General features: G+C 70.5%; 18 protein-coding genes. 3 read left to right on the forward strand and 15 right to left on the reverse strand.

Annotation, left to right across the window (positions count from 1 at the left end; translation table 11 throughout):
- Positions 1-23 precede the first annotated feature (23 nt).
- The 5 genes from ACFLIM_RS27780 to ACFLIM_RS27800 are packed head-to-tail and all read right to left on the reverse strand — an operon-like array spanning position 24 to position 5731.
- Entirely contained in the window at positions 24-1742 is a 1719-nt protein-coding gene (locus tag ACFLIM_RS27780; protein ID WP_393170347.1) for a DUF885 domain-containing protein, read from the reverse strand.
- 18 nt (positions 1743-1760) lie between these two features.
- A complete protein-coding gene (locus ACFLIM_RS27785) occupies positions 1761-2960 on the reverse strand; it encodes a dipeptidase (protein ID WP_393170349.1) in 1200 nt (399 codons plus the stop codon).
- The gene (locus tag ACFLIM_RS27790; RefSeq protein ID WP_393170351.1) at positions 2957-4336 is read right to left on the reverse strand and encodes a dipeptidase; all 1380 of its coding nucleotides are present in this window, start codon (positions 4334-4336) and stop codon (positions 2957-2959) included. The genes ACFLIM_RS27785 and ACFLIM_RS27790 overlap by 4 nt, the downstream gene beginning before the upstream one ends.
- The gene (locus ACFLIM_RS27795; protein WP_393170353.1) at positions 4323-5033 is read right to left on the reverse strand and encodes an SDR family NAD(P)-dependent oxidoreductase; all 711 of its coding nucleotides are present in this window, start codon (positions 5031-5033) and stop codon (positions 4323-4325) included. The genes ACFLIM_RS27790 and ACFLIM_RS27795 overlap by 14 nt, the downstream gene beginning before the upstream one ends.
- On the reverse strand, positions 5018-5731 hold the full coding sequence (locus ACFLIM_RS27800) for a creatininase family protein (RefSeq protein WP_393170354.1): 714 nt from the start codon (positions 5729-5731) through the stop codon (positions 5018-5020). The genes ACFLIM_RS27795 and ACFLIM_RS27800 overlap by 16 nt, the downstream gene beginning before the upstream one ends.
- Before the next feature lie 234 nt (positions 5732-5965).
- Between ACFLIM_RS27800 and ACFLIM_RS27805 the strand changes: the two genes are divergently transcribed.
- Entirely contained in the window at positions 5966-6535 is a 570-nt protein-coding gene (locus ACFLIM_RS27805) for an Lrp/AsnC family transcriptional regulator (RefSeq protein ID WP_393170356.1), read from the forward strand.
- A 45-nt stretch (positions 6536-6580) separates the two neighbouring features.
- Here the strand turns inward: ACFLIM_RS27805 and ACFLIM_RS27810 are convergent, their stop codons facing one another.
- The 9 genes from ACFLIM_RS27810 to ACFLIM_RS27850 are packed head-to-tail and all read right to left on the reverse strand — an operon-like array spanning position 6581 to position 16348.
- Complete coding sequence (locus ACFLIM_RS27810) at positions 6581-7810, reverse strand: CaiB/BaiF CoA transferase family protein (RefSeq protein WP_393170358.1); 1230 nt, start codon at positions 7808-7810, stop codon at positions 6581-6583.
- Positions 7807-9093: a methylaspartate ammonia-lyase gene (locus tag ACFLIM_RS27815; RefSeq protein WP_393170360.1), complete on the reverse strand. Its 1287-nt coding sequence runs from the start codon at positions 9091-9093 to the stop codon at positions 7807-7809. Before ACFLIM_RS27815 ends, ACFLIM_RS27810 begins: the two co-directional genes overlap by 4 nt.
- Positions 9090-9914, reverse strand: coding sequence for a M55 family metallopeptidase (locus ACFLIM_RS27820; RefSeq protein ID WP_393170362.1), 825 nt, complete (start codon positions 9912-9914; stop codon positions 9090-9092). Before ACFLIM_RS27820 ends, ACFLIM_RS27815 begins: the two co-directional genes overlap by 4 nt.
- Positions 9911-10858 carry a N(4)-(beta-N-acetylglucosaminyl)-L-asparaginase gene (locus ACFLIM_RS27825; RefSeq protein WP_393170364.1) on the reverse strand — a complete coding sequence of 316 codons (948 nt, stop codon included), beginning with the start codon at positions 10856-10858 and terminating at the stop codon, positions 9911-9913. The genes ACFLIM_RS27820 and ACFLIM_RS27825 overlap by 4 nt, the downstream gene beginning before the upstream one ends.
- Positions 10855-11916, reverse strand: a complete 1062-nt coding sequence (locus ACFLIM_RS27830) for an ATP-binding cassette domain-containing protein (RefSeq protein ID WP_393170365.1) — start codon at positions 11914-11916, stop codon at positions 10855-10857. Before ACFLIM_RS27830 ends, ACFLIM_RS27825 begins: the two co-directional genes overlap by 4 nt.
- Complete coding sequence (locus ACFLIM_RS27835; RefSeq protein WP_393170367.1) at positions 11913-12938, reverse strand: ABC transporter ATP-binding protein; 1026 nt, start codon at positions 12936-12938, stop codon at positions 11913-11915. The genes ACFLIM_RS27830 and ACFLIM_RS27835 overlap by 4 nt, the downstream gene beginning before the upstream one ends.
- A complete protein-coding gene (locus ACFLIM_RS27840) occupies positions 12935-13801 on the reverse strand; it encodes an ABC transporter permease (RefSeq protein WP_393170369.1) in 867 nt (288 codons plus the stop codon). Before ACFLIM_RS27840 ends, ACFLIM_RS27835 begins: the two co-directional genes overlap by 4 nt.
- A complete protein-coding gene (locus tag ACFLIM_RS27845) occupies positions 13798-14694 on the reverse strand; it encodes an ABC transporter permease (protein ID WP_393170371.1) in 897 nt (298 codons plus the stop codon). Before ACFLIM_RS27845 ends, ACFLIM_RS27840 begins: the two co-directional genes overlap by 4 nt.
- Before the next feature lie 40 nt (positions 14695-14734).
- Positions 14735-16348, reverse strand: coding sequence for an ABC transporter substrate-binding protein (locus ACFLIM_RS27850; RefSeq protein ID WP_393170373.1), 1614 nt, complete (start codon positions 16346-16348; stop codon positions 14735-14737).
- 274 nt (positions 16349-16622) lie between these two features.
- Here ACFLIM_RS27850 and ACFLIM_RS27855 point away from each other — a divergent pair, with 274 nt between their 5' ends.
- A complete protein-coding gene (locus tag ACFLIM_RS27855; protein ID WP_393170375.1) occupies positions 16623-18776 on the forward strand; it encodes an amidase family protein in 2154 nt (717 codons plus the stop codon).
- 41 nt (positions 18777-18817) lie between these two features.
- On the forward strand, positions 18818-19867 hold the full coding sequence (locus tag ACFLIM_RS27860; RefSeq protein ID WP_393170376.1) for a zinc-binding dehydrogenase: 1050 nt from the start codon (positions 18818-18820) through the stop codon (positions 19865-19867).
- Positions 19868-19994: 127 nt separating this feature from the next.
- Here the strand turns inward: ACFLIM_RS27860 and ACFLIM_RS27865 are convergent, their stop codons facing one another.
- On the reverse strand, positions 19995-20618 hold the full coding sequence (locus ACFLIM_RS27865; RefSeq protein WP_393170377.1) for a hypothetical protein: 624 nt from the start codon (positions 20616-20618) through the stop codon (positions 19995-19997).

The raw sequence follows: 20618 nt of genomic DNA on the forward strand, positions 1-20618 counted from the left end.
AACTCCTTGCGAAGAGGGGGACGTCAGGCGGCGTCGACGTGGTCGATCCAGTCGGACACGATCTGGTCGAGCACGCCGAGCGGTACCGCGCCGTTGCCGAGCACCGTGCCGTGGAAGGCGCGAACGTCGAACCGGGCTCCGAGCCGCTGCCGGGCGAGGTCGCGCAGGCGGCGGATCTCGCGGCGGCCGATCATGTAGGCGAGCGCCTGTCCCGGCCACGCGATGTAGCGGTCGATCTCGTTGCGGACGTTGGCGCGGGTGGTCGCGGTGTTGTCCCACATGAACCGCATGGCCTGCGCGCGCGACCAGCCCAGGTGGTGCATGCCCGTGTCGACGACCAGGCGGCAGGCCCGCAGCGCGTCGAACGACAACATCCCCAGGCGGGAGAGGTCGGAGGTGTAGAGGCCCATCTCGTCGGCCAGCCGCTCGCTGTACAGGCCCCATCCCTCGACGTAGCCGCACACCTCGGCATCGAGGAAGCGCCGGTACTCGGGCAGGTCCGTCAGAGTCTGCGCGGAGGCGATCTGGAGGTGGTGCCCCGGCGTGCTCTCGTGGAAGGCCAGCGCCTCGTACTCGTACACGAACCGCTCCTGCGGGTCGGTCGTGAGCACGCAGTGGGCGCCCGGCCGCGACCCGTTGCCGGCCGGCGGCCGGTAGTGGGCGAGCGCGGCGTTGCCCGCCTCGATCGGGTTGATCTCCTCGATGACGCAGCCGGCGATGTCGTACGCGGGGAACCAGTCGTCGCGGGCCTCCTCCGCGCGGCGCAGCGCCCCGGTGACCGTGTCGACGATCTGCGCGCTGTCGGTGAAACGCAGCGAGCGGTCGTCGCGCAGCCGGGCGAGGATCTCCGCCACGTCGCTCGTGCCGAGCACTCGGCCGCCCAGCTCGGCCCACTCGGACCGCAGCTCCGCGAGGCAGTCGAGCCCGATCTGGTGGATCTCCTCCGGCGACAGGCCGGTGGTGGTGTGCCGCCGCACCGCGTCGCGGTAGCCCTCCTCGCCGCCCGGGACGAACCGGATGCCGGCCCGGTCGTCGGGACGGGCCACCGGCAGCAGTTCGTCGCGCAGGCCGGCCAGCAGGCGTCGCATGGCGGGCCGGACGGAGCCGTCGACGATCTCCGCCGCCCGTGCCCTGACCCGGTCGCGGTCCACGTCGTCCGGCAGGCGCGGGCTGAGCAGCGTGTCGTCGGTCAGGCTCAGCGCGAGGTGGCCGGTGAGCTGGTCGATGGCCTGGCCGACGCCGACGCGGGTGGGAATGCGTCCTTCGTCCTTCGCCGCGCGGTAGCGGTCGAGGATGGCGTCGATGAACGCGGGCAGGCCGCTCAGCCGCCGGATGTAGTGCTCGGCCGCCGCCGCGTCGGTGACGGACGCGGCCGGGACCGACATGAACATCATCGCCTGTGGCGCGGAGTAGCCGTCGGCCGAGGCCCCGCTCTCCCACAAAGCGTGCTCCAGGTCCGACCTGGTCGCCCAGGCGAGGCGGCCGAGCACCGCGTGATTGACCCGGTCGGCCGGATTCAGGCCGGCCGGGTCGACGGCCTCCAGCCGCCGCTCGATGCCGGAGATCTCGGCGGCGACGGCCGCCGAGCCCTCGCGGCTGGGGTCGGGCACCAGCCCGTCGAAGCCGGAGACCCCGAGCAGCGTGGCGCTGAACGGGTCGGCGGCATGCTTGACCTGGAAGAACTCCGCGCTCAGCCGGGCCAGCTCGTCGTTCGGTGCCGCCGCGGGGGTGTTGTCAGCCACCACTCACTCCAAAGGGGGTCACGGCAGGGCCCAGATGCGGTCGAGGGCCCTGAGGATGTTGCCGCCCAGCACCGCGGCGATCTCGTCGTTGGAGAACCCGTCGCGCACCAGCCGGCCGCAGATGTTGCCGAAGTTCTCGGTCGGGTTCTCCAGGCCGTCCACGTACTCCACCTTCTCGAAGGAGGGGCCTCCGGGGGCGGCGGCCCCGACCTTGAGCAGGTGCCCGAACACGGTGTGCAGGCCGACGTGGTCGCCGTAGAGGGTGTCGGGCCCGAACGCGACGTGCTCGATGCCGACCAGGTCCACGCAGTACTTGAAGTGGTCCATCACCGACAGGATGTCGTGCCGGGGATGCGCCTCGGACAGTGTCGTGTGCGGCGCCGCGGACATCCCGATGACGCCGCCGGTCTCGGCCACGGCGCGGAGGACGTCGTCCGGCTTCATCCGCGGCGTGTCCCAGACCGCGCGCGCCCCGGCGTGCGTCATGAACACCGGACGCTCGCTGGCGGCGCAGACGTCGAGGCCGGTCCGGTCGGAGGAGTGCGAGATGTCGATGGCCAGGCCGAGCTGGTTCATCCTGGCGACCGCCCGTCGGCCGAAGCCGGTCAGGCCGCCGTCGACGCTCTCGTTGAGGCCGCTGCCGAGCGCGTTCGCCTCGGAGTAGGCGATGCCGATCTGCCGCAGGCCGAGGCCGTACAGCACGTCGAGCCGGTCGATCTCGTTCTCGATCGGGGTGGCCGCCTCCAGGCCGAACAGCAGCCCCACCTTGCCGGTGCGGTGGGCGTGCTCGATGTCGGCCATGTTCCTGACCACGATGACGTCGCCCTGGTGGGCGATGTCGGCCTGGCGCATGCCGAGGTCGGTGATGACGTCGAGCCAGCGCCACGGCGCGTTGCCGGTGACGCAGGCGGTGCCGTCCATCATGTTGTCGAACACGACGGTCATGCCGGAGGCGAGGAGCCCGGCGAACGCGGTGTGCTGTCGTCCGGTGCGGTTGTACTCCGGGGTCTGGCGCATGTCGGCGGGGAAGCGTACCGGATGGTCGTGCAGGCTGATCACGATGTTGTCGCGGAGCAGCCGCGCGGCCCGCGACCGCTCTGCCGCGTCGAGCCCGCCGTCGTACGGCGGGAGGCGGCCGAACTCGGGAGCGAGCTCGAACTCGGGGAGGTCTTCGCCGGGGGTGAGGTAACCGTAGGACCGGTACGGCTCACCGGTCATCGCGCGGACCCGTCGCGCGAGACCGGCGCCAGCCGATGCGGCCCGTCGGCGAGCAGCCGCCACAACTGTTCCCAGGCGCGCATGCCCTCGCGCAGCCGCGAGATCCGCATGAACTCGTTCGGGGCGTGCAGGTTCTCGTCCGCGGTCGAGAAGGAGAAGAACAGCGTCTTCGCGCCGAGCACCTCCTCGAACAGCGCCGTGGCGGGCAGCGTGCCGGCGATGACGGCCAGCAGCACGTCCTGGCCCGGGTAGACGTGCTCCAGCGCGGCGCCGGCGGCCCGGATCGCCGGGTGGCCGGGCGAGATCGTGTACGCGGGCACGCCGCCCTCGTCGGGGTGGACCGCGACGCTCACTCCGGTGAGCTTGTGGGCGAGCACGTGGTCGGTGATCGCCCGCAGCACGGCTTCCGGCCGCTGCCCCGGCACCAGCCGGCACGAGATGTGGGCGCGCGCGGTGTGCGGGATGACCGTGTACTTCCCGCCGCCGGAGACTCCGTTGATCTCCAGCGTGGGGCGTTCCCACAGTCGTTCGAGCGTGCTGTAGCCGGCCTCGCCGAAGACGTGGTCGAGTCCGAGGCCGGCGCGGTATCCGTCCTCGTCGAAGGGCACCGCCGCGATGGCCGCGCGGCGCTCATCGCTCAGCTCGGGGATGCCGTCGTAGAAGCCCTCGACCGCGACCCGGCCGTCGGGCGCGTGCAGCCCGGCCAGGATCTCGGACAGCGCGTGCAGCGGGTTGGCCACGGTGCCGCCGAACCGGCCGGAGTGCAGGTCGGCGTTCGCGCCCGTGACCTCGATGTCCAGGGTCACGAGGCCCTTGGAGGCGATCGACAGCGACGGCTCGCCAGGCCGCCACATGGCTCCGTCGGCGGAGATCACGAGGTCGGCCGCCAGCTCGTCCGCGTGCTCGTGCAGGTAGGCCGGGAGGTGCGGGCTGCCGATCTCCTCCTCGCCCTCGAAGAGGAACTTGACGTTCAGCGGGAGCGCGCCCTCCTGGGCGATGAACGCCTGGGCCACCTTGAGCACGATGAACACCGGGCCCTTGTCGTCGGTGACCCCGCGCCCGCGGATCACGTCGCCGTCGACGGTGAGCTCGAACGGCGGGGTGCGCCACTCGGCCTCCGAGCCGGTCGGCTGCACGTCGTAGTGGCCGTAGACCAGGATGGTGGGCGCCCCGGGAGCCCCCAGCCACTCGCCCCGCACCACCGGGTGCCCGGAGGTGGCGACGACGCGGCCGCCGGCGAAGGAGAGCCGGCCCGCGAGCCACTCCGCGGCCGAGCGCATGGTCTCCTCGGTGGCGTCGCGGCTCACGCTGGGCACCGCGACGTAACCGGCGAGCTCGTCGAGGTATTCGGCGTCGGCAGGGTTAAAAGAGAGCATGTCCGCCATCAATCGAGAGGGTCTGGCCGGTGATCCAGGACGACGCTTCGGAGACGAAGAACCGCACCCCGTGCGCGATGTCCCCGGGCGCGCCCAGCCGGCGTACCGCGATGCCTTCGACGAGCGCGGCCTGGCCCTCCTCGCCGTAGCTCTCCCACTGCTTGATCGTCGTGGGGTTCGACAGGACGAATCCGGGAGCGATGCAGTTGACCGTGATGCCGTACGGGCCCAGCTCGTGGGCCATCTGGCGGGTGAAGCCGATCTGCCCCGCCTTCGAGCTGGCGTAGGCCTGGATGCCGGTCAGGCTGACGCTGCGGCCGGCGCCGGACGAGATGTTGACGATGCGGCCCGAGCCGCGCCGCTTCATGCCCGGCGCCACCGCCCGGGTGCACAGGAAGGTACTGGTCAGGTTGGCCGCGACCACGGCTGCCCAGTCGTCGTCGGTGATCTCCTCGATCGGGTGGTGCACCTGGCCGACGACCCCGCCCGCGTTGTTGACCAGGATGTCGACGTCGCCGAGTTCGGCGAAGAAGGCGCCGACCGCGGACGAGTCGGTCACGTCCACCGTGTCCTTGTCGATGCCGTGCACCCGGACGCCGTCGGCTTCGAGCGCGGCCGCGATGGCCGAGCCGATCCCGTGTGCCGTGCCGGTGACGACGGCGATCCTGCCGTTGCCTGATGTCACTGGTCGAGCCATCCCTTCTCCAGCAGCTCGCGGACCTCGGCCACGCCGGCGTCCCAGACGATCTGCATGTCCTCATCACTTCGCTGGTAGGCCCCGCCGAGACTGCCGTCCAGCGAGAGCGCCCTCATCTCCCCGGCCGTCACGTTGTTCGCCGTCGCCCGGTCGATGACGGGGGCGGCGCCGCCGGGGATCTCGGCGCCGGCCACCCTGGTCCAGGCGAAGTTCTCCAGCCAGGAGCCGTGGTACTGGTCGTCGTCGAACCGGCTCGCCGCCTCGGCCGTCTTCGGCGCGTTGTACCAGCTGTGGAACAGCACCTGGACCCGGTCGGCGCCGGGCCGGTTGATCCACTCGCGGATGAGCCCGGCAACGGGGGCGTTGCCGCCGTGCCCGTTGACCACCGCGATCCGCCGGAAGCCCTGACCGGCCAGGCAGTCCAGCAGGTCGCGCACCACCTCGATGTAGGTGCTGATGCGCAGGCTCATGGTGCCGGGGTACGCGGTGAAGTACGGGGCCATGCCGAACGGCAGGACCGGCAGCACCGGCACGCCGAGCGGCTCGGCCGCCTCCACCGACACCCGCTCGGCCAGCAGCGCGTCGGTGCCGAGCGAGAGGTACCCGTGCTGCTCGGTCGAGCCGACCGGGAGCACGATGCGATCGTCGCGCTCGAGATAGTCGGCGATCTGCATCCAGTTGCTGTCGAAGACCCGCACCGGTCCGCACACTCCGTTCTGGGGGTTGACGCACCGCCCGGCTCGACGGTTTGCGAAGTGAAACCCATGTCGGCCTGAAAGGTGGTCATCTGTAAGGAGATCAGAGCCAATACTAACCATTCGTCCCTCAATTACCAGTCCATCCCCCTTCAGATGCATCAGATCGGTTAAGTCGTACGATCGACTTGGGGGGAACCGTGGTTCGCGTACTTGCGGCGAGGTAGCCTTCCCGCCATGCCCCCAAGACGCCGCGCCACCGCCAGCGCCTCCCCCGCTCCGCTACGAGACCTGACCGAGGGTCCGGTGCCGGTGCCGGCGGTGCCGCTCGACGACGTTGACAGGCAGATACTCGTGCTGCTCAGTACGGACTCCCGGCGCTCGCAGCGGGCGCTGGCCCGCGAGCTGGGGATGTCCGCGCCCGCGGTCAGAGAGCGCATCGCGCGCCTGGAGCGCCTCGGCGTGATCCGCGGCTACGGCGTCCGCCTCGACTGGAGCGCCGCGGGGTTCCCGATGACCGTCTACCTGACCATCACGGCCGTACAGGGCTACCAGCAGAAAGAACTCATCGAGAAGCTCTCCCTGATACCCGAGCTCGAAGGGCTCGACATCGTCACCGGCGCGATCGACCTGCTCGCCCGGCTCCGCGTACGCGACCACCTGCACCTGCGGCAGCTGCTCATGGACCGCATCTGGCAGATCGAGGGCGTGCAGCGTACGGAGACGTCGCTGAGCATCATGGAGATCGAGCCGAAGAACCTGGTGGCCGAGCTGCTGTCGGGCCCGCCCGTGGAAGACGACGCCTGAGGGGCGCCGGGTGGCCGGTGGTCATCCCGCCGTCCCGGGGCCGAATCATCGCTCCCCTCCCGGCCGGGCCGCGCGTAGCCGCTCGGCACGCTCGGCGTCGTACTTGAGCAGTTCGGTGTAGATGTAGTCGGCGTCCTCGTCGCGGCGCGGGGCACGCCGGTGCCGGCGCTCCGCCGGCTCCTCCGGACCGCCCGGCCGCACCCGCAGCGGGCTCGCGACCTGGCGGACCGTTCCGAAGTAGGGGTGCTCGGTCTGCACCACCATGCCACGGGCGAGCGTGTGCGGATCGTCCAGTGCCTGCGCCACGGAGTTCACCGGGCCGCACGGCACGCCCGCCGTCCTGAGCAGAGCCAGCCAGTGGTCGCCGGTGCCGGTCGCGAACACCTTCTCCAGCTCGGCCAGCAGGGCTTCGGCGTTCTCCCTGCGGGCCGCGAAGTTCTCGTAGCGGGGGTCGTCCGGCCACTCCGGATGCCCGACGGCCGCCGCGAGCCTGCGGAAGAACTTCTCCTTCGGGCAGGCGACCACAAGCCAGCCGTCGGCCGTGGGGAACGCCTGGAACGGGACGAGCGACGGGTGGGCCGAGTGGTGGGTGCGCCTGGGCACGAAGTCGCCGTTGAGCTGCCAGGCGGCCGGATACGTCAGCATCGAGACGGCCGTGTCGAACAGGCTGATGTCGCAGTCGGCGCCCACCCCGTCACGCCGGGCGGCGTGCAGCGCGGCCAGGATCGAGCCGACCGCGACCAGGCCGCCCGCGTAGTCGACCAGCGAGAGCCCCGACTTCGTCGGCGGCCCGTCGGGCTCGCCGGTGAGGTCCATCCAGCCGGCCATGCCCTGGAGGACGTAGTCGTAGCCGGGCTCCGCGCTGCGCGGCCCGGTCATGCCGAAACCGCTGAGCGAGCTGCACACGATCGCCGGGTTGAGGTGCTTGAGGTCGTCGTAACGGATGCGCAGCTTGGCCGGGACGTCGCCGCGCAGGTTCGAGTGCACCACGTCGCTGACCCTGATCAGGTCCTCGAACACGGCCCGGCCCTCCGGGGTGGAGATGTCGAGGCCGAGGCTGCGCTTGTTGCGGTTGAAGGTCTCGAAGAACAGGCTGTCCTCGCCGTGCTGCTCGGGAACCACGTAACGTCCGACGTCGCCGCCGGACGACGGGTCCTCGATCTTGATGACCTCCGCGCCGAGATCGGCCAGGTGGACGCTGCCGAAGGGCCCGGCGCCGTACTGCTCGATCGCGACCACCCTGACGTCCGACAGCGGCAGCTTCGACGCCGTCATGACAGCACCTCCCGACCGGCGCGCGCCGTCACCGCGCCGCCCGACCGGCGGGCCGCGGCGAGCGCCGCCACCCGTGCCATCTCATTGCCCACGATCATCAACCCCTCGTCCACTCCCATACCCGGCTTGGCCAGCACCTGCCCGGCGCCGCAGGCCATCGCGACGTGGGCGCTGACCTGCGCCGAGCGGTCCGTCTCGTTGCAGGTGCCGCCGCAGTACGCCACCAGGCCCCGGTCGCGCACCAGCAGCAGCGCCTCGATGGTGTTGCCGATGCCGCCGAGGTCGGGCGTCTTGACGTGGATGACGTCGGCCGCGCCCGCCTCGACGAACATCTCGATGTCTTCCAGCGTGTTGCACCACTCGTCCACGACGATCTTGACCGGCGAGCCGAGGCGGCGCAGGGCCGCCCGCAGGCGCACGTATGTCTCGATCTGCGACTCGCGGTCGCCGGCGTCGATCGGGTGCTCGACGACCAGCTCGTGCGGCGCGGCGAGGTCGCCGAGGCGGGCCAGGTAGCCGGCGACCGCCTCGACGTCGCCGCCGAACGCCAGGCCCACGGTGCCGTAAGTGTCGAAGTGCAGCCTCGGCTCGTACGCGTCGTCGGAGCGAAGCCGGGCGATCCGCCCGACCAGCCAGCGGACGTACTCCTCCAGCAGCTCACCCCGGCGGCCCAGCTTGGTCTCGACGTTGTTGATCAGTCCGTGCGGCAGGACGTCGACCCGTTTGAGGATCATCTTGTCCGCGTTGGCGTACCGGTCGTCGCCGGTCTGGGCGAACATCGGCACGGGCGCCAGGTCCACGCCGGTCGCGTACTCGTCGCGCACGACCTCGGCCATGGTGAGCCGCCGGCTCTGCGCGACCGCGTCGAGCACCGCCTGGGAGACGCCGTAGCGCACGGCCGTGTGCAGCGGCCCCGAGGCGGTGCGGCAGCCTTCCACGCGACCGGCCAGCTCGCGGAACGAGCCGAGTTCCGCGCCCCTCAGCAACGGTGTGAGGTGCTCCTCGACATCGCGGCGAGCCGCCGCCGCGCTGAAGACCGGGTCGCGGCCCCCGGCGCCGCTGTACTGCACGGCGGCGCAGTCGCCGTAGGCGACCGAGCCGTCTTCGAGCAGCAGCAGCACCGACAGCGCCGCGCCGGCCTGCCTGATCGCCGTGAAGCCCCGCGTGAGCGGGTCGCCCGTGTAGGCGAAGCCGTCGTGCCCGGCGCCGGCCCTGATGGCCGCCTGGTCGTCCGCGAAGAACCCGGCGCGGGCCGGCTGGGTGAGAACGTCGACGATCTTCACTCGACGAGACCCCGGCACAGCAGCACGACGGTGATGAAGGTCTGGTAGATCCGCAGGGGATCGTCGCCGGTGATGGTCGCCGACAGGTCGCCCGTCCGCTCGACGCCGGCGATCCTGGCGGCCAGCTCGCAGTAGTCGCTGCTGCGGAACCAGATGCCGAGGGTGACGGGGAGGGCGATGTCCGGCGGCCCGGCGTCCTTCAGCCCCTCGACGGCCGACCTGGCCCGCTCGCGGATCAGGTCTCTCGCCGCCGCCGGGTGCAGCGACTCGGCGGCGAACCGGGAGACCGACCTCTTCACCACCGCCGTCTCGATGCGCGGGCAGAACCGCGCGGTCTCCTCGGCGGTCGTCGCGTCGCCGGAGACCAGCACGATCGGCACCTGGTACGCGGCGGCCACCAGCGCGTTGATGCCCGCCTCTCCCGCGACGACGCCGTTCACGGTGACCTCGGCGAACGCCGTCGGGAAGTAGGTGTGCGACAGGACCGAGCCCCTGCTGCCCATCGAGCCGTGGTACGACACCAGGAAGATCGCGTCGAAGCTCTCGTCGAGCCCCTGCATCATGTACATCGGTTTGTAGCGGCCCGACAGGTAGCCGGCCCGCCCGGCGAGCGCGTCCGGCTTCAGGTTGGCCATCTTCGAGTGCGCGTCGTTGACCAGGAACTCGGTCGCGCCGGCCTGCGCCGCGCCCTCGATGGCGGCGTTGATCTCGCCGGTCAGGAGGTCGGTGTAGTAGGGGTACTGCGCTCCCCCGACGATGCACTGGTCCCAGTCGACGACCCCGGCCGTGCCCTCCATGTCGGACGAGATGAAGATCTTCATAGCACGCTCCTTGGGTGCAGCTCGGGTTCGGTCGAGGTCTCGGTCATCACCGCGTAGACAGAGCCGCTCTGGCTTGCCGCCGCGCCGTGCCGGCCGTCCGGGGTGAGCGCCAGGCAGCGCAGCTCGGCGCGGTAGTCGTCGGGCAGGGTCGCCGCGTCGGCCAGCATCGCGAGGCACGCGGCCGACGGGTCGAGCCCGCGTGCGAGGTCGGCGACGATGCCGCGGGCGCCGAGCGCGCGCATGCTCAGCTCGCCCCGGCCGGTGCAGGCGGCGCCGCCGTAGCGCAGGTCGGCGTAGTTGCCGGCGCCAGGCAGGGCGGAGTCGCCGACCCGCCCCGGATACTTCCAGGGGTAGCCGCTGGTGGACACGCCCACGACCAGCTCGCCCGACAAATCGAGCGCGAGGATGTTGATGGTCCCCCACGGCCCGTCGTGCGGGGCGAAGCGGTTGACCAGCTCCAGCGCGGCCTGCCGGTAGAGCTCGTCACCGGCCTGGGCATCCGTCTGCTCGCCCTCGACCGACTCGCCGGACGGCTGGAGGGCCGACACGAACAGCTTCTTCGACTCCTCCGTCAGCAGCTCCGCCCGGGTGAACCCGTTCTCCTCGGCGAACAGCTCGGCGCCGGCGCCGACGAGCAGGCTGTGCTGCGGCAGCCGCTCCAGCACGGCCCGGGCGATCGAGATGGGATTGGGGAATGCCTTGACCGCGCCGACCGCGCCGAAGGCCCTGGTCGAGCCGACCATCAGCGACGCGTCCAGCTCCACCACGCCCTGGGCGTTCGGCAGCCCGCCGGTGCCCACGTAATGGTCGTCCAGGTTGTCCTCGCAGCGGCGCAGCCCGGCCTCCACGGCGTCCAGCGCGGAGCCGCCGCGGGCGAGGATCTCCATCGCCGCGGGGAGGCCCGCCTCGCTACGTTCACTGCCGATGACGATGGGGCCACTCACTCGATCACTCTTTCAGCGCGTTCTGGTACATGGACACAGGCCGCCGAACGGCGGCCGTCACGGGGATCGACGATCAGGGACGGTTCGGCGGCGCAGGCGGCGACGACGGCCGGGCAGCTCGCGGCGTAGCGGCACGGGGTGGTGCCGTCGCGGGCCGCCGAGCGCGCGACCTCCTCGACGACGGCCGGGTCGGCCACCGTCGCCCCGTCCACCTCGACCGGCTCAGGCTCGCCGGGCTCGACCGGCCCGCCGGCACCCTCGGCCAGCCGCGGCACCGAGCCGATGAGCAGCTTGGTGTACGGGTGGACCGGGTCGTCGAACAGGGTGTCGGTGTCACCGGTCTCGACGATGCGCCCGCGGTACATCACCGCGATCCGGTCGCTCACCTGCCGGACGACCGCCATGTTGTGCGAGACGAAGACGACCGAGAGGTGCAGCGTCTCCTTCAGGTCGGTGAGCAGGTTGATGATGTTGGCCTGCACCGAGACGTCGAGGGCCGACACCGGCTCGTCCGCGATCAGCACGGTGGGCTCCAGCGCGAGCGCGCGGGCGATGCCCACACGCTGCCGCTGGCCGCCGGAGAACTGCCGCGGCCGCTGCTTCAGCGCCCGCTCGGGCAGCCCTACCAGGTGCATCAGCTCGCGGTTACGCTCGCCGACCTTGTTACTCGGGACGATCTTGTGGTATTTCAGCAGCTCGGACAGCGTCTGCTCGACCGTCATCCGGGGGTTGAGCGAGCTATAGGGGTCCTGGAACACCATCTGGATGGCGCGCTGCTGCGCCCGCGGCCGCTTGGCCGGCACGGTCTCGCCGTCGTAGCGGATCGTGCCGGCGGTGGGGTGGTAGAGGCCCACGATGGTGCGCGCGAGCGTCGACTTGCCGCAGCCCGACTCGCCCACCAGGCCCAGCGTCTCTCCCTTGCGCAGGACCAGGTCCACGCCGTCGACGGCGTGGTTCACCGTCGGCTTCTTGCCGAAGATGCGGTCGGTGACCGACACGGGCGACGTGAAGTGCCGGGCCAGGCCCTCGACCGAGAGGATCTCGTTTCCCGCAGTCACTGCTTGCTCACCGCTTCCTCCGCGACCATCTCGCTCCAGGCCGCCGCGGTGTCCACCCGCAGGCAGGCGCTCTGGCGTACGGCGGCGCCCGGACCGGCCGGCGCCAGCGACGGCTCCTCGTGGTGGCAGGCGTCCACGGCGAACGGGCACCGGGGCGCGAACGAGCATCCCGAGATCGCGTCGCTGAGGTCGGGCGGCTGGCCAGGGATGGTCAGCAGCCGGGGGACGCGGTGGTCGGGATCCGGCACCGAGCGCAGCAGCGAGAACGTGTAGGGATGCCTGGGTTCGGCGATCAGGTCGAGCAGCGCGCCCGACTCGACGACCTTGCCGGCGTACATCACGTAGAGCCGCGAGCAGGTCTGGCTGACCACCGCGAGGTCGTGGCTGACCAGCAGCAGGCCGACGTGCTCCTCCTGCTTGAGCTGGCGCAGCACGCGCAGCACCTGGGCCTGGATCGTCACGTCCAGCGCGGTGGTCGGCTCGTCGGCGAGGATCAGCCGCGGCTTGGTGGACAGCGCGATCGCGATGCAGACGCGCTGCCGCATCCCGCCCGAGAGCTGGTGCGGGTAGAGTTCGTAGCGCCGCTCCGGGTCGGCGATGCCCACCTTGTTCATGAGGTCGATCGCGATGGCCCTGGCCTCGCCGCGCGACTTGCCCAGCCTGCGCAGCGGGACCTCGGCGATCTGGTCGCCCACGCGCATGACGGGGTTCAGCGCCGTCAGGGAGTCCTGGAAGACCATGCTCATCGTGTCGGTCAGCCGGCGGTGCAGCCGCTTGGCGGGCAGGCCGGTGACGTCCTCGCCGTCGATCAGGACGGTGCCGGACACGATGCGGGCCGGGCGGGGCAGCAGGCCGAGCAGCGCGCGCAGCGTCAGGCTCTTGCCCGAGCCGGACTCGCCGACGAGCCCGACCGACTCGGCGACGCCGACCGACAGCGACACCCCGCGGACCGCGTGCAGCCTGCCGTGCGACAGCGGGATGTCCACGTGCAGGTCGCGGACCTCCAGCACCGGTTCGGTCATCGGTTCGCCTTCTCCACGATGCCGTCCGCGATCAGCGCCAGTGCCAGGCCGGTGAGGACGACCGCCAGGCCCGGGATCGTGGACATGTACCACTTGGTCAGGATGAACTGCTGCCCCTCCTGGATCATCGTCCCCCAGTCGGGAGTGGGCGGCGGCACCCCGAGGCCGAGGAAGCCCAAGGTGACGATCGCCAGCAGGGTGAGCACGATGTCGCTCATCGAGAACACGATCGCCTGGAGCAGGACGTTCGGCAGCAGGTGCCGGATCAGGATGCGCCACGTCGGCAGGCCGCTGGCCCGGGCCGCCATCGCGTACTCCTGCTCCTTGGCGACCAGCACCTGGCCGCGCACGATGCGGCAGTACGCCACCCAGCCGACGAGAGTGATCGCCGTGTAGATGCTGGTGGTGCCGGGGCCCATCGCGAACACCAGCGCGATGACCAGCACCAGGAACGGGAACGCGATCACCATGTCGACGACGCGCCCGATGACGGCGTCGACCCAGCCGCCGAACCAGCCGGAGATCAGCCCGATCAGGCTGCCGATGACGAACGGCGAGATGACCGCGAACACGCCGACCTGGAGGTCGACCCGCGCGCCGTAGAGCAGCCTGGCGAGCACGTCGCGGCCGAGCGAGTCGGTGCCGAGCAGGTGCCCCTTCGAACCGGGTTCGAGGAACGCGTTCGCGAGGTCCTGCTTGATCGGGTCGTAGCTCGTCAGCAGGGGCGCGCAGAGCGCGCACAGGACGATGAGGGCGAACAGGATCAGCCCGGCCACGAGAGGCGCGTTCCACCGCCCGCGTGCGCCGCGGCGCGCGTCCGGTACGGCCGAGACGATGGGACCGACGCTGGTTGCCGCGCTCATGCGAGCTTGACCCGCGGGTCGAGGGCGGCGTGCGCCACGTCGGTCAGCAGGTTCACGACCACGACCATGATCGCGAATACCAGGGTGATTCCCTGCACGGTGGGGAAGTCCCTTCCGAGAATGGAATTGATCATCTGCTGCCCGATGCCGGGCAGCGAGAAGACGCGTTCGACCACGAGCGTCGACCCGGTGAGGTAGGCGATGTTCACGCCCAGGACCGTCACGGACGACACGGCCGCGTTGCGCAGGGCGTGGCCGAGCACCACCCGTGACGTGCTGATGCCCTTGGCGTGCGCAGTCACGATGTAGTCGCTGCTCAACACGTCGATCATGCTGGCGCGCAGGCTGCGGATCAGGATCGGCGCGAGCGTCAGGGCGATCGTGATGCCCGGCAGGACCATGCCGTGCAGGTGCGCGCCCAGCGTGTCGCCGAACCCGGCCACGGGGAACAGCCCCAGCTTCAGCCCGAAGATCAGGATCAGCATGATGCCGAGCCAGAACGCCGGCAGCCCGAGCCCCGCGATCGGCACGGCCCTGATGATGTTGTCGGCGATCAGCACCGTGAAGACGGTCCCCGAGACCAGCAGCCAGATCGTCACCGGCAGGCTGGTGCCGATCAGGCCGCCGACCGGGCTGTCGTACACGTAGGAGTAGCCGAGGTCGCCCTTCAGCAGGTGGCCGAGAAAGGTCAGGTACTGGCTCCACAACGGTTCGTTCAGGCCCAGCTGGGCGCGTAGTTCCCGGACCGCGTCCGGGGTGGCGTGCGAGCCGAGCAGCGTGGCCGCCGGATCGCCCGGAATCAGGCGGATCAGGAAGAACACGATGAACGAGATCCCGAGCAGGACCGGAATCAGGGCCACCAGCCGTTTGAGTATGTAGACCAGGTACTTCATCGACTCCGTCACTCCGTGTGTTCGATCGGCGTGCCGCGGATCAGAGCGAGACGTCTTCCATGTGGTAGGAGCCGGTGGGCAGAACCTTGAAGTTCTTCACTCCCGAGCTTTGGGAGTACGGGAACGGCGTGTAGAAGAGGAAAGCGAGGAAGGCCGAGTCGGCGGCCTGCTTCTGGATCTCGGTGTACAGCGCCTGCCGCTTGGTCTTGTCGAACTCCTTCTGGGCGTCGTGGACCAGCTTGATCAGGTCCTTGTCGTCGTAGCCGGTGTTGAAGGAGTGGCCGCCGGACGTCGGGTCGAGCGCGTACTGCACCAGCTCGTCGGGGTCGGCGAGGTCCATCGTCCAGTAGGAGTGGGCGATCTCGTACTGCAGCTTGGTGGTCATGTCGTGCTGCGCGCTCGCGTCGACGTTCTGGATGTTCATGGTGATGCCGAGCTCCTTCAGCGACGCCTGGAGCACCTGGGCGATGGCCGAGTCGACCGAGTCGCCGGAGATCGCGAGGAAGGTCGTCTTGAAGCCCCCCGGGACGCTCGACAGCTTCATCTCCGCGCGGGCCTTGTCCATGTCGTACTGGATGCCCGGGGTGTTCTTGTCGTAGTAGGGGGTCGAGGGCATCATGAACGAGTTCGCCACCGCGCCGTTTTCGAACAGGATGTTCTTGACCAGCGCCGCGCGGTCGATCGCGTAGGAGATGGCCCGGCGCACGTGCACGTCCGCGTACGGCGTCTTCGTCTGGTTCATCAGGATGTAGTCGGTCCTGGTGGACGGGAAGAGGTCTACCTTGACGTTGGGCGTGTTCTTGAGCTGCGCGAGGCTGGAGAACGGGGGATTCTCGTTGATCTGCGCCTGGCCGCCCTGCAACTGGATCGCGCGGGCGTTGTCGTCGGTGACGACCTTCCAGGTGACCGTGTCGAGCGCGGGCTTGCCGGCCTGCCAGTACGACGGGTTCTTCTTCAGCCGGATGAAGTCGCCCTTCTTCCAGGTGTCCCACATGAAGGCGCCGGTGCCGATCGGCGCGGCGTAGAACTCCTTCGACGACTTCCCGGCGTAGTCCTTGGGGATGATGCCGTTGTTCGGGCAGCTCAGGTCGGCGAGCAGTGGCGCCCACGGATACTTGGTGGTCACCACGACGGTGAGGTCGTCGGGCGTCGTGACCTCCTTGATCGCCGAGTTGATGAACTCCCAGCCGCCCTTGGTCTTGCTCGACTCGTCGATCGAGAACTTGACGTCGGCCGAGGTCAACGGCTGGCCGTTGTGGAACTTCACGCCGGACCTGAGCTTCAGGGTGCACGAGAGGTTGTCCGCGGACATCTCGTAGCTCTCGGCCAGCCACGGCTTGACGCCCTGGCCGTCATCGGTCATCGCCACCAGGGTCTCGAACATCTGCTGGTAGACCCAGATCGATGCGTTGCTGAACACCGTCGTCTTGTCCATGTCCACCGAGTCGTTCGCGCGGACGATGACCAGATCGCCTCCCTTCTTGGTGCCGCCCGCCGAGATCTGCGGTGCGGTCGAGCCGCAAGCGGCCAGCAGCGGCGCGGCGGAGAAGACTCCGACGCCGAGGGCGCTCAGCTGCAGCATGCGGCGCCGGCTGATCGCGGGGACTCGGAGGCCGGCGGGCACCTGTGGAGCCGATGGGTTCAGGTCAGACATGGCTATCCTTCGTGGGTTTCGCGGGGTGCTCCAGCGGTCGCGGTATGGCAGAGCGGCCCCGGAGAGGCCCGGGGGATCCGATAGGAGGCGCTGACCGTCCGGCACGAAGCATCGAGCAACGCTACATTTCGTAAAGATTACGCGTGAATCAGCTGGCATACGTAAGGTCGCCGTCCCGAACTCATCAGCAGATGCAGACTAGAGCATTCAAATCGGTTCAGGTAGTGTCCGACGGCAAAAGACCCAAGCACTACCAAACCAGGCGGACCTCTTGATGCAACTGACCATCATCGGTGCCGGCGCGATCGGCGGGACGATCGGCGCCCACATGATTCGCGCCGGCCACGACGTGCTGCTCTGCGACGCCGACCCGGCGCACGTCGAGGCGATCAACCGGGATGGGCTGTCCGTCGAGGGACCGGTCGAGAACTTCACCGTGGCGGCGCGGGCCGTCACGCCCGATGACCTGCCCGGCAGGCTGCGCCATGTCGCGATCGCCGTCAAGAGCCACCACACCGCCTCGGCCGCCGAGCTCGTCCGCGACCGCCTCGACCCCGATGGCTACCTGGTCAGCTTCCAGAACGGCCTGACCGCCGACACGCTCTCGGCCGTGGTCGGCCCGGACCGGCTGCTGGTGAGCTTCGTGAACTTCGGCGCCGACGTGCTGGCCCCCGGCCGGATCATGCAGGGCAACATCGGCACGTTCCGGGTCGGCGAGCCGGCCGGCGGGGAGATCACCCCCAGGGTGCGCGAACTCGTCGAAGCCCTCCCGTACGCCGAGGCCACCGGCAACATCATGGGCTTCCTGTGGGGCAAGGAGGCGTACGGCGCGATGCTCTACGCCGGCGCGGTCTCCGACCTGTCCATCGCCGACTCCCTCGAAGCGCCCGAGTGGCGGCCGCTGATGCTCGGCATCGCGAGGGAGGTGCTCGCGCAGTCGCCGGTGCAGCCCGAGGGATTCGACGGCTTCGAGCCGGACGACCTGGAGGGCTCGCTGGCCCGGCTGGTCACCTTCAACCGCGGCAGCGCCAAGTCGCACAGCGGCATCTACCGCGACCTGATGGTACGCAAGCGCAAGACCGAGGTCGATGACCTGCTGCACGACCTGGCCGGCCCGCTGACGACCTGCACCGGCGAGATCATCAAGGCGATCGAGCGGGGCGAGCGCACCTGCGAGGTGGCCAACCTCGAACTGCTCGCCGCCTACGAGAGGGCCGAGCGGCTCGGCCGCCCGCTGAACGCCGTGGTCGAGCTGTTCCACGCGCCGCTCCGCGCGCCCGGCGGCCCGCTGCACGGCGTGCAGGTCGCGGTCAAGGACCTCATCGACATCGCCGGGCACCCGCGCGGCAACGGCAACCCCCATGCCATGCGCGCCGAGCCGGCCACGGCCGACGCCCCGGTCGTCGAGGCGCTGCGCGCGGCCGGCGCGGACGTCTTCGCGGCCACCTCGCTGCTGGAGTACGCGGCGGGCGCGACCCACCCGGACGTGCCCGAGGCGATGAACCCCTTCGACCCCTTCCGGACCGCCGGCGGGTCCAGCGGCGGGTCGGCCGCGCTCGTCGGGGTCGGCGCCTGCGCGGTGGCGCTGGGCACCGACACCGGCGGATCGATCCGCATCCCGGCACACTACTGCGCGATCGTCGGGTTCAAGCCGAGCCACGGTGCACTGCCGCTCGACGGCGTCGAACCGCTCGCGCCCACCCTCGACCACGTCGGACTGCTCGCCCGCGACGTCGCGACCACGACCGAGGTCTTCTCGGCGCTGAGCGGCGGCGAGCCCGCCCGAGCTCCGGCGGGGGGCGCCGGGGCGCTCCGGATCGGGGTGGTGTCCGGCCAGCTCGACCGGGCCGAGATGCAGCCGGACGTGGCCGCCGCGATCCGGGCGTCGATCGACGCGCTCCGGGCCGCCGGCTGCTCCATCACCGAGGTGGACGGCTCGGCCTTCGACGCGCTCGACAAGACGTTCTCCGGCATCCTGCTGTTCGAGGCCTGGCGGGAGCACGGTGCGCGGGTGAGCGCCGATCCCGGCCACTACGGCCCCGAGACGCTGCGGCTGCTGCGCTCAGGCGCGGAGGTGAGCGAGGACGACTACCGCGCGGCCATGGCGGAGCGGGAGCGGCTGCTGCCCGCCGTCGCCGAGGTCTACGCGGACATCGACGTGCTGCTGACCCCGGCCGCGCCCTTCGTCGCGCCCGTCACGACGCCGCCGGTCGACACCCCCGAGGGCGCCGCCGAAGGTCTGTTCACCGCGGTTCACAATCTCACCGGCGGCCCGGCGCTGGTGCTGCCCTGCGGCTGGAGCGCCGACGGCCTGCCCATCGGGCTCCAGCTGTCGTCGCCGCGGGGCACCGACATGGAGTTGCTGGCCATGGCCGGGCACGTGGAGTCGGCGCTGGCCGTCGAGTCCCGCACTCCCGCCGTCCACTGACCGAACCGAACCATCCGCCCCGAACGAAGGCGATATCCCCCATGCGCGCCACCCTTTACCTGTCCGCCGGCAACGTGGTCGTCGACGACGTGCCCGATGCCTCGCTGTCCGAGCCGACCGACGCCGTGGTGCGCGTCGTGCGCGCCGCCGTCTGCGGTTCGGACCTGTGGTCATACCGCGGGATCATCAACCGCGCGGAGCGGTCCCGGTTGGGCCACGAGTTCATCGGGGTCGTGGAGGAGGTGGGCGACGAGGTCCGCACCGTACGGCCGGGCGATCTGGTCGTCGCGCCCTTCCAGTGGTCGGACAACACCTGCCCGGCCTGCCTCGACGGCATCCAGTCGTCGTGCGAGAAGGGCGGCACCTTCGGCGCGCCGGGCACCGACGGCGGCCAGGGCGAGGCGGTGCGGGTGCCGTGGGCCGACGGGACCCTCATGGCCGTGCCCGGCGGCACGGACGGCGCCGGCGAGTCGCTCTACGCCGCCCTCCTGTCGGCTTCTGACGTGATGGGCACCGGCCTGCACGGAGCAGTGCTGGCCGGCGTCACCGAGGGCTCGACGGTGGCCGTCATCGGCGATGGAGCCGTCGGGCTGTGCGCGGTGCTGGGCGCGAAGGCCGTACTTGGAGCCGACCGGATCATCCTGATGAGCCGGCACCCGGATCGCGCCGCGGTCGGAAAGTCGTTCGGGGCGACGGACGTCATCGCCGAGCGGGGCGACGAGGGCATCGCGGCGGTGCGCGAGCTGACCGGCGGCCTCGGGGTACGGCACGTGGTCGAGGCGGTCGGCACCCCCGAGTCGTGGTCCATGGCCGTCGGCATGGCCCGCGAGGGCGGCTCGATCGGCGCCGTCGGCGTGCCGCACACCGCGCCCACGCTGCCGCTGTTCCAGCCGCTCATCCACCACCTCAGCCTGAACCTCGGCATCGCCCCCGTGCGCCGGTACCTCCCCGACCTGATCTCGCGGATCACAGCCGGGACCCTCGACCCCGGTCCGGTCTTCGACACCGTCCTCCCGCTGGAGGACGTCGCCCGCGGCTACGCCGCGATGGCCGCCCGCGAGTCGATCAAGATCATGCTCACCATGTCCTGACGGCCGGGCCCGCCGCGCGGGCCCGGCTCACGCTGCGGGTGCCGATTGATCATCGAGGACGCGAGCCACTTCGCGTCCTTCCGCTGCCGTGACGCCGGAGATCACACGGTGACGTTGCGCCAGGCAGTCAGCCGGCCGATCCCGGCAGGGCGGGCATGTCCATCGCCGGGTTGCCTGCGGGCCGGCCCAGGTCTTCGGGATTCACGGCGACACCGACGATCTGGCCGCGGTCGTTGATGTCGAACGCCGCGGTGATGGCGGCGCCGGGGCGGTTGATCGTAGTGACGTGGCCCCGTGCATCCCGCAGGAATCCAGAGCTCGTCGTGGTGTTCGGGCTGCTGGAGGTCACGCCCACGATCTGACCGTGGTCGTTGTTGCCGTACGGGACGGTGAGCTGTGTGCCGGCGAGCTGCTCGATCGCGTCGTCTCCGCCGATGATCCGGGTGTTGTGATCGGCGCTGCTGCGGGTGCGAGAGACAAGCACCTTGGGCTTTGCGGTCCAGATCTCGCCGTATTCACGCAGGACGTCCGGCAGCGACGCGTCTTCGCGCGCCCGCGGCTGATATTCCTCCATCGTCTCGTAGATGACCCGGCCGTGGACCATCAACGTGAGCGCCCGCGCCCGTGCGTTGAACTCGCGGTGAAGTTCCTCGCTGATGCGAAGCCATTCGCCCGCACCGTTGTCCCCCGGAACCTGCTCGATCCGCAGGTCGAGGGACACGTTCATCCAATATAAGAAGCGACCCATCAT

Source organism: Nonomuraea marmarensis (genome assembly GCF_043197025.1).
Classification (GTDB): domain Bacteria; phylum Actinomycetota; class Actinomycetes; order Streptosporangiales; family Streptosporangiaceae; genus Nonomuraea; species Nonomuraea marmarensis.

Excerpts from the sequence above, each read along its gene's own strand:
- ACFLIM_RS27785 (WP_393170349.1), bottom strand. The coding sequence starts at position 2,960 with ATGACCGGTGAGCCGTACCGGTCCTACGGTTACCTCACCCCCGGCGAA.
- ACFLIM_RS27790 (WP_393170351.1), bottom strand. The coding sequence starts at position 4,336 with ATGCTCTCTTTTAACCCTGCCGACGCCGAATACCTCGACGAGCTCGCC.
- ACFLIM_RS27795 (WP_393170353.1), bottom strand. The coding sequence starts at position 5,033 with ATGGCTCGACCAGTGACATCAGGCAACGGCAGGATCGCCGTCGTCACC.
- ACFLIM_RS27805 (WP_393170356.1), top strand. The coding sequence starts at position 5,966 with ATGCCCCCAAGACGCCGCGCCACCGCCAGCGCCTCCCCCGCTCCGCTA.
- ACFLIM_RS27810 (WP_393170358.1), bottom strand. The coding sequence starts at position 7,810 with ATGACGGCGTCGAAGCTGCCGCTGTCGGACGTCAGGGTGGTCGCGATC.
- ACFLIM_RS27820 (WP_393170362.1), bottom strand. The coding sequence starts at position 9,914 with ATGAAGATCTTCATCTCGTCCGACATGGAGGGCACGGCCGGGGTCGTC.
- ACFLIM_RS27835 (WP_393170367.1), bottom strand. The coding sequence starts at position 12,938 with ATGACCGAACCGGTGCTGGAGGTCCGCGACCTGCACGTGGACATCCCG.
- ACFLIM_RS27840 (WP_393170369.1), bottom strand. The coding sequence starts at position 13,801 with ATGAGCGCGGCAACCAGCGTCGGTCCCATCGTCTCGGCCGTACCGGAC.
- ACFLIM_RS27845 (WP_393170371.1), bottom strand. The coding sequence starts at position 14,694 with ATGAAGTACCTGGTCTACATACTCAAACGGCTGGTGGCCCTGATTCCG.
- ACFLIM_RS27850 (WP_393170373.1), bottom strand. The coding sequence starts at position 16,348 with ATGTCTGACCTGAACCCATCGGCTCCACAGGTGCCCGCCGGCCTCCGA.
- ACFLIM_RS27855 (WP_393170375.1), top strand. The coding sequence starts at position 16,623 with ATGCAACTGACCATCATCGGTGCCGGCGCGATCGGCGGGACGATCGGC.
- ACFLIM_RS27860 (WP_393170376.1), top strand. The coding sequence starts at position 18,818 with ATGCGCGCCACCCTTTACCTGTCCGCCGGCAACGTGGTCGTCGACGAC.
- ACFLIM_RS27865 (WP_393170377.1), bottom strand. The coding sequence starts at position 20,618 with ATGATGGGTCGCTTCTTATATTGGATGAACGTGTCCCTCGACCTGCGG.